Genomic DNA, 12,809 nt, shown 5'->3' on the forward strand with positions numbered 1-12,809 from the left:
GCCACAAAGGGCACACAGATGTCGCCGTAGTCGCGAATCTTCATTTCTCGGTCAATTAAAAACAACGCGTTTTCGGCACGCTCGACTAAGATCAATTGGGCCGGTTCGCAGCGGGCGATTTGGCGACAGATCTCCGAGCCAATGCTTCCTCCCGCACCCGTAACGACAACGCGGCGGCCTTGCAACATTTCCCGCACCGGTTTTGAATCAAGTTCGATCGGGTCGCGGCGCAAAAGGTCATTGATCTCGACGTCGCGAGTCTGAAAGCGGAACGATCCATTGATCAGTTCGTCAACCGGCGGAACCATTTTGACTCGAATCTTGGCTCGTTCACAGCGATCGACAAGTTCGCGAAGCTGTTGTCCCGGCAATACGTTCGAAATGACAAGAAGATCTTTCGCATCGTGAATGCGAGCGTGCTCGACTACGTCTTCGGGACCGCCCAAAAAGGGAATGCCGCCGATTCGCAGTCCATGCTTGTGTTCATCGTCGTCTAAAAAACCGACAATATGAAAATCGAGATTGGGATGGCAATGGATTTGTCGAGCCAGCAGCTCGCCTCCTTGTAACGCACCGATCAACAGTGTGGGCTTGCGATCATTCAGCGACTGAGAGGGCCACATCATTTCTTGGCTCAGCCGATAGACACTTCGTAGTCCCCCGACAAGCAGAATGGTGATTCCCCAATCCATCAGCAAAACCGATCTTGGAATTTGATACTGCTCGCTGAACAAGTAATCCACTGCAGCAATCAAAATGGTCGCGACGGTCGAGGTGCGAAGCAGAATGGCGAGGTCGGTAAAAGTGATGTACCGCCACCATCCATGCAGGCTGCCGATCAAATGGAAGATGGTTAATTTGATGGCCAAGATCCAAGGCAGCATCTTCCAAAAGTCGTCGCGGACATTCGACGAGATGACCATATCGAACCGCAGCCGCAGCGCAATTTCGTACGACAATACGAAGATTGCCAAATGCGCCAGTATCAGAAAATAAATTCGTACTGGAAGAATACGGTGCAGTCGCGTTTTCATTATTGCACTCATGGTCAAGACGCTTTATCGAAGTGAGCAAATCCAGTGAGAAATAGCAGTGCTTCACCGAACTAGCCGTAGCCAGTTTCGAATTCTTTCAGCGCGGACTTCGTCCACCTGGGTGACGCCCTCCAATTGGATGGGGTCGCACCCTCAGCATGGGGTCATGCTAGTTCTAAAGCGAGCCGATTCAATGGGCTATTCCCCCATTCCACAGCAAACAGTGGATATTAATAAATCGAACCAGAACGCTTTACTGATGTATTGATTGACGAAAATCGCTACGACTGCGCAACGACCTTCGTCAACGTCAACATTGTCAGTATTGCGTTGATCAAAACTATCAAATCAATGTTGGTTTCTAGTTGTGGTTAACTAGTGGATAAGACTAGTTGTTAGTTACATGCAGATGCATCTTTTATTCAAAACGCCTCGCATAGTCGTAGCTTCCGTACGTTTTTGCATAGCTCCGCGTAGGCACTCCATTGAGAACCGTGCCTAACGGTTTAATGCCTGCTTTGGTGAGGCGATCATGGGCAATTTTTACTTGGCCTTCGCGACTGACATTGCGTCGAGTGCAAAGCAGCGAGCCATCGGCGCATCGAGCAAGTAAGATTGCTTCGGATGCAGAAAGAATGGGGGGAGTATCAATGACGATATAACGATATTGTGCTCGTAATTCGTTGAAAATCTTGTTAAGTGATTCTCGAGTCATTAATTGATGGGGGTTCACTCGCAGGCGACCTGCGGGCAGCAAGTGAATTTGATCACTCCAGTCACGGATGACCGCTTCGTCAAGCGTCGCACGGCCTTCGAGGACCGAGGTCATGCCAAGATTGTTAGACACCTGAAAAATATTATGAATATCGGGAGCGCGAAGATCGCCATCGATCAACAGCACCGGTTCGCCGGTGGCTCGACCGATGCTAACGGCAAGCTGTGACGAGATACTCGATTTCCCTTCCCCGTGAACGGCACTGGTCACGACGAGCGTCTGGATGTCGTTGTGTTTTTCGCCAAGCAGCAGTCCCACGCGAAGACTGTCGATGCTTTCTTCAAAGATACTCATCGCTTTGGTTTGTCGCGATCCAATTGAAATGGTGCGCACCGGAAGCTTGGCAACTTCACTGACGGTGGTCTGTGTGGTATTGCTGGTCAGCTGATCGACATCACTAATGGGCTTGGTCGACAATTCCCAAAGCAATGCGAGACCAAACGGCAGACAGCCGCTTAGAAAGGCTGCGATTGCCATGTTGCGAAGCGGAAAACTCGCAACGGGATGAAGCGTCGGTTCGGCTGGCTGCAGCAGGACAATGCGTCCCGGAGCACGTGATTCGGTGGTCAGCGCCATCGACCGCTCGGCAATCAAGTCAAACACTCGTTCTTCGCGTTCGAGTTCCGCACGAGCAAATTCGAGCTCGAGCAACTTGTTGCCTGATTCGCCAGCGGTTCCGAGCATCTCTTTGTATCGCAGCCCAAGCAGATTCTCGAGTACGAGTTGGGTTTCGAGTCTCGCTTCGAGTTCGTGCAGCGTGTCACGGCGATCGAGTTCCGCCAACGACTTCAATTGGTCGGTGATCTTGGGGCGGCTACTTGCAACGGCGCGTTTCAGACTTGCTTCATACCCTTCGACTTCGGCTTCCAGACGCAAATAGGATGGATCATTTCGGCCCCCAGCCGCCGTGCTTTCGACGCGATGCATCATCGATTTGCGATCGGCGATCAGCGCGCGAAGATCAAGAACCTCTTGACTCTCACCCACCGCCATTTCCACATCGACCTCGGCGATGCGAAGGTCTTCTTTTGCCATCGCTTCGCGAATCGCGGTGATTTCCATCTCAAGCATTTTTCGATCGACCTCGGCAGCGGTTAGCCGTTCGCGAAGTCGCTCTAGGGGGCCTGCGCCGGCTTGGCCGCCATTTTTTTGCGGCATTCCGGTATACGGGTCCATTCCAACCACGTCTTGCCCGAGTTGACGCATTTTTTCGCGGAGGTTTTGAATCTCGACGCTCCTCGCCTGCTTTTCTTGCCCTAGCAATTCGAGAACCCGCGCGGTTTGATCTTCGTTGTCTTTCGCGCGGACTGCGAAATAGGTGTCTAAAATTGCATTAACAAGTTTCGCAGAGGACTCGGGGTCCGATGTCGCCAGAGAAATATTGTAGAGTTCTGAACTGCCAACCTGCTGAACCCGAATGTTATCAGTTAACCAAGCGATCGGCTTTTCGATGGATTGAAGTCCTGGCAACTCGGCAATTTCTGAATCGTCAAGCACTTGTTCCGCGACGAGCGAGCTTCGGATCAATTCAATTTGAGTCTCTGTGAAATCTTCCGGGTTCATTTGAGGCTCAGGCGTCGTGTACGCAATGAATGGTGCGTAGCTCGCGATCTTCATTACCGCTGTTGCTCGATACACCGGAGTAAACGTCATCAAGACTGCGGTGGCCGATAACCCAGCCAACACAATGGCCAATGGGATGGTCAGATACCAATAGGTTGTAAGCGAATGGATCAGATAACGCGGACCCACGAGCGAATCGTGGTCATGTCCAGTCGGCGCAGGGTGATAAATATAGGTGGAAGAGATCTCGTGGTCATTTAACGGCACCAACGAACGACCCCTGGTGTCGGACGAGGCACTATCGACGAAATCATTATTACTCAAGAAACCAATCTCCCGCTTACGATTGACGACGATGCTCACATCACTTCAATCGAATCATCTCAAGGTGCTAATCAAATGGTGTCTATCAAGCTTTTATTGGTCATAGCTTGTTAATCCTTTGTTCTCACATACTTCCTTGGTCGCCTGCAGTTAACTTTCTAATCTCTGCTTAGGAAACGAGGTGAATCCTGTTAGAAGTCCTTGCTAAATTCTCGTGCAGTTGTTCTGGCCGGTATATCGTTGCTGAAAGCAGGGTGTGGTGTTCCACCCTACTTAAGTGTGTGGGGAATACTAGTCAGGTTTCCCCAACAGATGGTTACCGGTTTTTGTTGGATGCAAGTGACTAAGGCGAGCTCGTAACCACATAAGTTTCGCAGAGCGTTCGAATCGTCCTGAATTGAAATTGATGTGTGAGAACGACCGCGGTCATTGCAGGTGTTGGACCGACCTCTACGATCATAAGCTTGCCGGTGGGGGAGGGCAAGCAACTACCACTGCATGCCACCTGCTTTTAGACTGCGTGGAGGTTGGCTTTCTTAACCTAGGTTGGCGTTAAGGGGAGGCAGGGTCGCATAGAGCGTGGCGGACCTACAATGTTGGTTTCAGCTTTTTCCTTTAGGCTCCGTTTTTACTTGGACAGTAGGATTGGCTGATATTTGGGCAGCCTGACGGTCTGCCGTCCAATCAGCCTGATTTGCTGTCACGTGGATTTTGGTCCAGTTATGGTAGTGAGATGATGGATATTAAAGCCGACATCCGCACCTGGAATTGGCTTTGATCGCCCGCTAATTTTTTTTGAAGGCGGAGACAAGTTTTCCCTGAGTCGAAGGGCGGTATTCTGTAATGCGGAACCCTCCCAACGAAGAATGCGATCCAGCGTTGTTTTCTGTGGCGATCTGCGTCTGTTTCTCTACTCCACGAGGGGTTTTCATTCGCGCTCATGGTGTGTGTCGCATGATCATTTCTCGCGGGTTTTCAGTGCGACGGCTGAATGCTCTCGTTGCTGTGCCACGATCAAGTCCGGCGACTTTGCGCTAGTTCGGTGACACTCGACGTGCTGTTAGAGCTTACCCAACCCGCACTTGACGCCTATTTCGAACAACCGGTTTGTTGAGCGCAACCCGAGGCACAATCTGAAAAGATCGCGGTTGAGCCCACGTTTTGGCGGGGGGGCATCGCCCTCTCGACGATAATTTCTGTGAGCGAATTCCACGGTGAATCGCCGATGTGTCCTGACGTGAGAGCATCGGACGCGGAAGCAGAGAGGCTTCCACGACCAAACCTTTTGCGATGCAGGCCATTGTCCGGCACATCGAGGCGAGGAGTCAAAGTAGCAATTTGCAAGAATTGCTTGCAATTCAGTTTGCCGACACCTAACTCGCTCAGCGCAACAAGGTATCCAACCCTTTTCATGGGCGTTGGTCATCCTTGTCGCAACCCCAACAAATTGAAGCCGGAGCAAGGACGTTGCCGGATGTTTTTGGGTGCCTCCAGAACAACGCACGGATGTGACTATGTCTCAACTCAAATCACGACCTTTTGTAGTCCCTCTACAAATGTTCGCGGCAGTCTGCCTATTAAGTGGGGTCGGATGCCAAGGACTCAAAAAGAGTCACCATGCGTCACAGGTTTCTGTGGTGCCACCCGAAGTCGCGAATATGCCTCGGGAATTGGCCAAGACAGTGATGCCGGATTACATCATTGAGCCGCCCGATATCTTGACGATCGAGACGGTGCACGCGGTACCCAAATCACCTTATACATTAAAGGTGCTTGATGTGTTGTCGGTGCGAGTCCAAGGGACGTTGCCCGAAGGCCCCATCGGTGGTGGTTATCCGATCGAACCCGGCGGGGTGATTAACCTCGGAGCTCCTTATGGGGTGGTCTCGGTTTCCAGCATGACGGTGCCGCAGGCTCAGGCGGCGATCGAGGAACACCTTAAACAATATTTAAAGAAGCCTGAGGTGGCAGTTTCGCTTGCCGAGCTTGGTGCGTCACAGCGCTTGGTCGGGCAATATCTAGTCGGCCCCGATGGTACCGTCACGCTGGGCAGTTACGGCAGCGTTTCCGTCGTCGGCATGCCTTTGGCCCAAGCTAAATGGACAATCGAACAACACTTGTCTCAGTTCTTGGAAGAACCGGTCATCTCGGTCAACGTCCATGCGTTCAACAGTAAGGTGTACTACATCGTGTTGCAGGGTGCCGAGCTCGGTGACGCCGTTTATCGTTTTCCAATCACGGGGAATGAAACGGTCCTCGACGCCATCTCGCAAATCAATGGATTGGAGCAGGTTTCGTCAAAGAAAATGTGGATCGCACGTCCGACATCGGATCTTTGCGACTCGCAAATCTTGCCAGTCGATTGGCACGCGGTGACCGAGTGCGGTTCCGCCAATACCAACTTTCAAATCATGCCGGGTGACCGTTTGTTTGTCCAAGAAGACCACATGGTCGCATTCGACAACAAGCTTGCCAAAATGTTCGCACCGTTTGAACGCATGATGGGCTTCTCGTTGCTCAGCGTTGGTACGGCGACCCGGTTCTCGGGAAGCGTGCTCAGAGGCGGTGGCAATCCGAATGGATTTGGTGGTGGATTCTAGCCCGAGTCATTGTTAGCTCTGTGTGGAAACCGAGGATGTTTGCTGAGCAATCCAAATGTGATCTCTCAGCTAGGTGATTCCTCTGCCGAACTGTATCAATCTACATGTGTCAATTTTTGAAAAAGTAAGCGGTGACAACGATGCGACGACAATCCCAAACTCAACTGACTGCGGCGGTGGCGATGACGCTTGCCGTCTCAATCAGTGCCAGCGTTGGCTGTGTGTCTGTGCACCACGACTGGGCGCAGCACTGTGGGTTCGACAAGTTGCGTGAAAGCAAAAAGTCGTACTACCACTGTGCTCATTGCGGCCAAATCGTTGCAAATCCTCATGCAAAATGTTGCCCGCATTGTGCCTACGTCAAACCGTATTACGGTTACGAGCCGACGTGTTGGAACAAGTTCCCTGAGGGATGGGGGTGTCCCAACGGTGCCCAGGCATGTCACCCAGAGATGCTCGAAATGGTACCGCCGGTCGAATACATCGACGGGATCCCGGTCGAGAGCGATAGTGTTCACATTCAGCATGACGCGCACCAGGTACCCTTGGCCGACGAATCGGTTTCAGGGTCGCAAGTCGCAGACGAGGACGAACACGCGATCCCCAGTGCCAGCGATCGAGTGGCACCGCCAACCCGTCCTGCAGCCAGCAACTTAATCGACTCGCACGTACCTGCTGCGAAGAACACTGCCAAGCCACGGGTGCGGCCGACCGATCAAACCCAAGCAGCACCTGTTAGCCAGAAACGCAGTGAGGCAGTGTTGCCGCCGATGGAAAGTGCGCTAGTCGATGGAATGATTGAAGCCCCCGTGCCTCGAGTTGCTTCATCACAATCGGTTACCAAAGATGTGCCGGTCGTTGACAAGCAGGCTGCGGCCAGCGAGCCAAAGCCGATGGTGCTGAATTTTCCAGTCCCTTCACCCGAGCGTGCTGTTACGGTTGACAAAGTTCCTACCGTGACTCGAGTGCCTGTTCCCCAAGTTGACAAGGTTCCCGTTACGAAGACGCCTGAAGTGAAGACGCCTGTCGCGAAGATTTCTGAAACCAAAACGGCAACGTCGGTCTCGGTGAAAACTTCAGCAGCGGCGGCTGCCACTCCGGCGGCTCCACAAGCCAAGCCTGCTCGCGTCGCAGAGCCAGAGTTCAAGCCTTCAGCCGCTCCGCAGGACGATCAACCAAAGGTTCAACGGATCGCGGTCCCGCAGCCAAAGACGAAAAAGTTAGAGACGGTCGCATCGGTTGCTAAAGACGCCTCCGCAGCGCCGAGCAAGCCACAGTCGGTGACGTCACCGGAAACGCTGGATATCTCTGCTGAGCAGTGGAATCGTATCGTCACGATGCCCGTTGCTGCAGCGGCCGGGATGCCGACACCCGAGGCATCGACACCCGAATCCTACGAGATGAAAAGCTCGTTCGAGCCAGTGTCGATTGAAGCTCAATCGCCTCGGATGGTTCCAACGATGACTCATTTGCCCAAGCGAGTGCCAACGATTCCTGTCGAGAAACCCGCCAGCACCCGCGAATTCAGCGAGGCCAATGCGGCGGTGGAAATGCCTGCTCCCGTGCGACGCATCCCTGCCTCGGTCCAGCAATTGATGGGGAAAAACACGTCGCCAGTGACAACCACTCAAAACGTGACGCCCACCCAAAATGTGTTGCCTAGCGATACCGTGGCTCCTGTGGTGAATCGAATCCCGCTGGGGCAAGTCACTCCGGCCAGCGTTACAGCGAAAGAGGTTGCTCCGAAATACACCGCTCCAAATCCAACGCGGGCGAATTTGTATCCGGCTCCGGCAAACCGAATTCAGATTCGCTGATCGGTCGGCGATAACCTTTGTAAACTCTTGGATCCGCGAGATAGCGATCCAAAAAAACACCCCACACCACTCATGGCGGTCATGAGTGGTGTGGGCGTTTCTAGATAACGCCGCATTGCCAGCAATTCACGTTTCGGTACGATGAATTCCAAGACAGTGGTAGCTTGATCAAGCATTTCACGGCATTTTTAGAAGGAATATCGCGTGGCACTCGAAATCAATCAGCTTCATCAAGGGGACTGTATCGAGTTGCTAAAGCAGATGGATCCCGAGTCAGTGGATCTTTGTTTTGCCGATCCCCCGTTCAATATCGGCTACGACTATGACGTCTATGACGACAAGCGAGGCGACGAAGATTACCTCGATTGGTGTCGCCGGTGGATTCAGGGAGTGCATCAAGTATTGAAGCCAGACGGGACGTTTTGGTTGGCGATTGGCGACGAGTACGCCGCGGAACTGAAAGTCTGTGCCACTCGCGAGGTTGGCTTCGTCTGTCGTAGCTGGGTGATTTGGTATTACACGTTTGGGGTCAATTGCAAATACGGATTCAGCCGCTCGCACACCCATTTGTTTCATTTCGCCAAAGATCCTAAAAAGTTTACCTTCAACGCAGCGGATCCCGAGATCCGTATCCCCTCAGCACGTCAATTAGTTTATGGAGACCGACGTGCGAATCCGAAGGGCCGGTTACCTGACAACACATGGATTCTACGCCCTCAAGATCTGCCCAATGGATTCGAAGAAGACGGAGATACGTGGTATTTCCCACGCGTCGCCGGCACCTTTAAAGAACGCCAAGGATTTCACGGCTGCCAAATGCCTGAACAATTGCTCGGCCGCATCATCCGCGCCAGTTCCAATGAGGGAGACACGGTTCTCGATCCGTTTTCAGGCAGCGGAACGACGTTGGTCGTGGCAAAGAAGCTGAGGCGAAACTTTATCGGCACCGAACTGAGTGAAGAGTATGCGGCCAAGATTCAAGAGCGTCTCGAAGAAACCAAGGTGGGAGATCCGTTGGTGGGGCCTGCGAATCCATTGTTAAGTGCCCCGAATACGAAAAACGGAAAGCGGTTGGCCGACAAGGTTTCTAAGAAAAAAACAGCCGCAAATGCAAAAGGTAAGAAGGTCAATTCAAGCACCGCCACGCAGCCTGATTTGCTGTAAACGGGTGTAGCCACGATAATCTGGCGACCTGGGGTTTTTCAGCCTCGCCCCCGCCGACGCAATGCAGCGCCAGCGAAATGCAGTTAGCATAAGTGGGGTAGCGGTGTCACCATGCAGCGTTGTGCGATGATCCCGTTTGCTCTTTTGCTTTGCCAGCGGCTGTTACAGCGAGGTTTCTTTCGTGCCGTCTCTGAGAATGTTGCCTGCGTTTACTCTGGATTTGCCGTTAGGCAAAGACGAGGCGATGCAGCGGATCCGTCAGGCAATCGCGGAGCTTGATGCGATTGAAAACGCAAAGGCCGCCGGGGATTGTGCCGAGTTTTCTGTGCGGCCTGAAGAGCGACGATTTTGGTCGCCTCATTTGTCGGTACAGCTAAGCAATGTTGAAACAGGGACGCAGTTGTATGCTCGTTTCTCGCCTCGCCCCGAGGTGTGGACGTTTTTCATGCTTGTCTACTTTATCACGGCTTTCTTTATGTTTGTCGGAGGCGTGTATGGTTACGTCCAGTGGTTCATGGGAGCGGCTCCTTGGGGCTTAGTACTGATTCCTCTAGGCGGTTTAGTGATTGTATGCCTTCATCTCGCGAGTCTCATCGGTCAAGGACTGAGCAAGGATCAGATGGAAAAATTGCGTGACCAGCTTGATTGCACCGTTGCCTTCGCCCTACGATCCTCTAATCACTCAAACTAGGGGTTCGTTGATCCGATAGGAAGAACAAGTATGCATTCGCTGCAACAACTTTTTGACAACAACCGTGAATGGTCCGAGCGAGTGGTGCAACAGGATCCCTCGTTCTTCGAGCGGTTGTCACAGCAGCAAACGCCAAAATACCTTTGGATTGGCTGCGCGGACAGTCGCGTACCAGCGAATCAGATTGTTGGGCTGGATCCGGGCGAGTTGTTCGTGCACCGCAATGTTGCCAATCTGGTCGTCCACTCTGACTTAAATTGTCTGTCTGTGATGCAGTTCGCAATTGAGGTTTTGAAGGTCGAGCATGTCATCGTCTGTGGGCACTACGGGTGTGGTGGTGTCGCCGCGGCGTTGTTTCATAAAGAGTTGGGGCTGATCGAAAATTGGTTGCGTTACATTCAAGACGTGGCCATCATCCATCAAGAACAGCTCGATGCGATCGAGGTGCCGCGTGAACGCTGCGACCGTTTGTGTGAGCTGAACGTGATGGAGCAGGTGATGAATGTGTGTCGCACCACGATTGTGCGTGATGCATGGCGCAATGGGCAGAAGCTTGCTGTGCACGGTTGGGTGTATGCACTTAACGATGGCCGGCTGCGTGATTTGGAAATGAATGTGAGCAATACCGACGAGATGATTCTCTGCTACGAATCCACCTTGGGGAAGTTGCTCGGCTAGAGGACCGCGAGAGATTGTCGAGTCCGGAGGGCGGCGGCAAAAATTAGCTCGCATGGGGCGAATGCCCTCAGCCGGTCTGATCCGCCATGGTCACTAAAACGCACGGCGGCTATATTCTGCAAAGTTTCCCACATGTATTGGATTTGCAGAACACTTCTCGCGGATGGAAAGCCGCAACAGGACGGCAATTGTGAAACACACATTGACCCTCGCAGTGGCACTGTTCCTCACTTGGCTGATCTGGTCTGGGCACTTTGAAAGCCCATTCCTGCTTGGTTTAGGCGTGTTATCGTGCCTTTGTAGCCTGTGGTTATCGCAGCGGATGCGAATTGTCGACGAAGAGGGGGCCCCGGCACAGCTAGGCGTGCGGCCGTTTACGCATTACGCGCCCTGGTTGATGAGAGAGATTTTGGTATCCAATCTGAAGGTCGCAAAAATTATTCTGTCACCCAGAATGCCGCTCCGACGTCGCGTCGTGACAGTGCCAACGCGAGCCAGCACGGAACTCGGACGCGTCATGCTCGCCAATTCGATCACGCTGACGCCGGGGACGGTCGCCGTGCGAGTCGAAGGGGAAAGCATCACCATCCACGCCTTGGCGTTAACCAATGACGAATCCGACATTACCGGCGAAACCGATCGCCGAATCTGTGGATTGGAGAAGTCGGGATGAGCATTGACATGTTCGCCGTCACCTCGATCGCCATTTTGGTGACGATGAGTTTAGCGTTGGTCCGTGCGATGTTTGGTCCCACGGTCTTTGATCGCGTGCTTGCGTTGAATGCCTTTGGTACGAAAACCGTGCTGCTGATCTGTGTGGTCGATTTCATGACGGGCCGCGATGATTTTCTTGATCTCGCGCTCCTCTATAGTTTGATGAATTTCATCGGCATGGTGGCGTTATTGCGGTTTGCAGAATACGGCAGTTTCAGTGACGAAGGAGTGTCGTCATGAGTATTGTCGATCTGCTGAGCTGGATTCTGTTGATGACTGGTGCCACGTTTTCAATCATCGGAGGGATTGGCATTGTCCGGCTTCCCGAGTTTTTCTCGCGGATGCACGGGGCAGGAATCACCGACACGATGGGGGCGGGGCTAATCGTCGCGGGGTTGCTATTGCAAGCCGGACTAAGTCTGACGGCACTCAAATTGGTGGCAATCCTGTTCTTTTTGACGGTCACCAGTCCAAGTTCGTGTCACGCCTTGGCACGTTCGGCGATAACGCATGGCTTGAAACCGGTGCTGGATGGAAAGCCAATGCCTGAGGGAGATCCGGCGTCGAATGATGAAGATCGCAGCGAGGAGACGGACAAAGCATGAGCAGTTTGATCGATTTTCCTATCCTTGCCCTGCTTGCCATTACCGCGGTCACGATTGCGCGGATGCGAGACTTGTGGGCCGCGATCATGTTCACAGGCATTTATAGTTTTTTAAGTGCGAGTTGGATGTTGATCCTCGATGCTCCCGATGTGGCCTTTACCGAGGCGGCGGTCGGTGCGGGGATTGCCACCGTGTTGATGCTAAGCACGTTAGCCTTGACGGGTAAAAAAGATCGCGAGCTCGCGCACGCCCCGATCATGCCGTTCTTTTTGGTTTTGATCACCGGGTGTGTGCTGGTTTACGGCACCTTGGATATGCCACATTTCGGTGACCCGGATGCTCCGATTCAATTGCATCCGAATCCATCGTTTGTCGAAAAGTCTCAGCACGACATGCATGGTTTGCCGAACGTGGTGACGGCGGTGTTGGCCAGCTACCGTGGTTACGACACACTCGGGGAAACGACTGTTGTGCTAACCGCCGGAATCGCCGTTCTGATTATTCTTCGCAAAGAGAATGACGATGCGGATCAAGAATCCTCGACGGAGACGATTTCGTGAAAACATTTCCAATCATCCGAGTCGTCACCAAGATACTGATCCCGTACATCTTGTTATTTGCCTTTTATGTGCAGTTTCACGGTGACTACGGGCCTGGCGGTGGATTTCAAGCGGGGGTGATCTTTGCCGCGGCTTTGATTTTGTACGGCTTGGTATTTGGGCTCGAGTCGGTCAAACGCGTCGCGCCACCGGTGGTCATCGAAAAATTGATGGCGCTTGGCGTGTTGGTGTATGGGATGACCGGAGTGTTGACGTTATTCGCTTGGAGGTAACTTTCTTGACTA

Annotated in this window: 12 protein-coding genes; 10 read left to right on the plus strand and 2 right to left on the minus strand. The window is 52.8% G+C overall.

Annotated elements, in window-relative coordinates; genetic code table 11:
* Both RMSM_RS20665 and RMSM_RS20670 read right to left on the minus strand, forming a co-directional pair.
* A partial coding sequence (locus tag RMSM_RS20665) for a nucleoside-diphosphate sugar epimerase/dehydratase (RefSeq protein ID WP_040768605.1) occupies nucleotides 1-1,034 on the minus strand: 1,034 nt, incomplete at its 3' end.
* A gap of 418 nt (nucleotides 1,035-1,452) precedes the next feature.
* Nucleotides 1,453-3,639, minus strand: coding sequence for a polysaccharide biosynthesis tyrosine autokinase (locus tag RMSM_RS20670; RefSeq protein WP_160168337.1), 2,187 nt, complete (start codon nucleotides 3,637-3,639; stop codon nucleotides 1,453-1,455).
* Nucleotides 3,640-5,354: 1,715 nt separating this feature from the next.
* Here RMSM_RS20670 and RMSM_RS20680 point away from each other — a divergent pair.
* The 10 genes from RMSM_RS20680 (at nucleotide 5,355) to RMSM_RS20730 (ending at nucleotide 12,797) form a co-directional block, all read left to right on the plus strand.
* Nucleotides 5,355-6,296 (plus strand): polysaccharide biosynthesis/export family protein, encoded by a 942-nt coding sequence (locus RMSM_RS20680; RefSeq protein ID WP_040768611.1) that lies wholly within the window; start codon nucleotides 5,355-5,357, stop codon nucleotides 6,294-6,296.
* 140 nt (nucleotides 6,297-6,436) lie between these two features.
* Nucleotides 6,437-8,113 carry a hypothetical protein gene (locus tag RMSM_RS20685; protein WP_040768613.1) on the plus strand — a complete coding sequence of 559 codons (1,677 nt, stop codon included), beginning with the start codon at nucleotides 6,437-6,439 and terminating at the stop codon, nucleotides 8,111-8,113.
* 204 nt (nucleotides 8,114-8,317) lie between these two features.
* Complete coding sequence (locus tag RMSM_RS20695) at nucleotides 8,318-9,277, plus strand: DNA-methyltransferase (RefSeq protein ID WP_008700687.1); 960 nt, start codon at nucleotides 8,318-8,320, stop codon at nucleotides 9,275-9,277.
* Nucleotides 9,278-9,458: 181 nt separating this feature from the next.
* A complete protein-coding gene (locus tag RMSM_RS20700; RefSeq protein ID WP_144057817.1) occupies nucleotides 9,459-9,968 on the plus strand; it encodes a hypothetical protein in 510 nt (169 codons plus the stop codon).
* Nucleotides 9,969-9,998: 30 nt separating this feature from the next.
* A complete protein-coding gene (can, locus tag RMSM_RS20705) occupies nucleotides 9,999-10,646 on the plus strand; it encodes a carbonate dehydratase (RefSeq protein WP_008700691.1) in 648 nt (215 codons plus the stop codon).
* A gap of 190 nt (nucleotides 10,647-10,836) precedes the next feature.
* On the plus strand, nucleotides 10,837-11,319 hold the full coding sequence (locus tag RMSM_RS20710) for a Na+/H+ antiporter subunit E (RefSeq protein ID WP_040768618.1): 483 nt from the start codon (nucleotides 10,837-10,839) through the stop codon (nucleotides 11,317-11,319).
* Nucleotides 11,316-11,600 carry an MrpF/PhaF family protein gene (locus tag RMSM_RS20715; RefSeq protein ID WP_008700695.1) on the plus strand — a complete coding sequence of 95 codons (285 nt, stop codon included), beginning with the start codon at nucleotides 11,316-11,318 and terminating at the stop codon, nucleotides 11,598-11,600. The genes RMSM_RS20710 and RMSM_RS20715 overlap by 4 nt, the downstream gene beginning before the upstream one ends.
* The gene (gene mnhG / locus RMSM_RS20720; protein WP_008700696.1) at nucleotides 11,597-11,965 is read left to right on the plus strand and encodes a monovalent cation/H(+) antiporter subunit G; all 369 of its coding nucleotides are present in this window, start codon (nucleotides 11,597-11,599) and stop codon (nucleotides 11,963-11,965) included. Before RMSM_RS20715 ends, mnhG begins: the two co-directional genes overlap by 4 nt.
* The gene (locus RMSM_RS20725) at nucleotides 11,962-12,525 is read left to right on the plus strand and encodes a DUF4040 domain-containing protein (RefSeq protein WP_008700699.1); all 564 of its coding nucleotides are present in this window, start codon (nucleotides 11,962-11,964) and stop codon (nucleotides 12,523-12,525) included. Before mnhG ends, RMSM_RS20725 begins: the two co-directional genes overlap by 4 nt.
* Nucleotides 12,522-12,797 carry a Na(+)/H(+) antiporter subunit B gene (locus RMSM_RS20730; RefSeq protein WP_008700701.1) on the plus strand — a complete coding sequence of 92 codons (276 nt, stop codon included), beginning with the start codon at nucleotides 12,522-12,524 and terminating at the stop codon, nucleotides 12,795-12,797. The genes RMSM_RS20725 and RMSM_RS20730 overlap by 4 nt, the downstream gene beginning before the upstream one ends.
* Nucleotides 12,798-12,809: the final 12 nt, after the last annotated feature.

This window comes from Rhodopirellula maiorica SM1 (assembly GCF_000346295.1).
GTDB lineage: Bacteria > Planctomycetota > Planctomycetia > Pirellulales > Pirellulaceae > Novipirellula > Novipirellula maiorica.

Coding starts and splice junctions, on each gene's coding strand:
- RMSM_RS20685 (WP_040768613.1), top strand. CDS start 6,437: ATGCGACGACAATCCCAAACTCAACTGACTGCGGCGGTGGCGATGACG.
- RMSM_RS20715 (WP_008700695.1), top strand. CDS start 11,316: ATGAGCATTGACATGTTCGCCGTCACCTCGATCGCCATTTTGGTGACG.
- RMSM_RS20680 (WP_040768611.1), top strand. CDS start 5,355: ATGCCTCGGGAATTGGCCAAGACAGTGATGCCGGATTACATCATTGAG.
- RMSM_RS20725 (WP_008700699.1), top strand. CDS start 11,962: ATGAGCAGTTTGATCGATTTTCCTATCCTTGCCCTGCTTGCCATTACC.
- mnhG (WP_008700696.1), top strand. CDS start 11,597: ATGAGTATTGTCGATCTGCTGAGCTGGATTCTGTTGATGACTGGTGCC.
- can (WP_008700691.1), top strand. CDS start 9,999: ATGCATTCGCTGCAACAACTTTTTGACAACAACCGTGAATGGTCCGAG.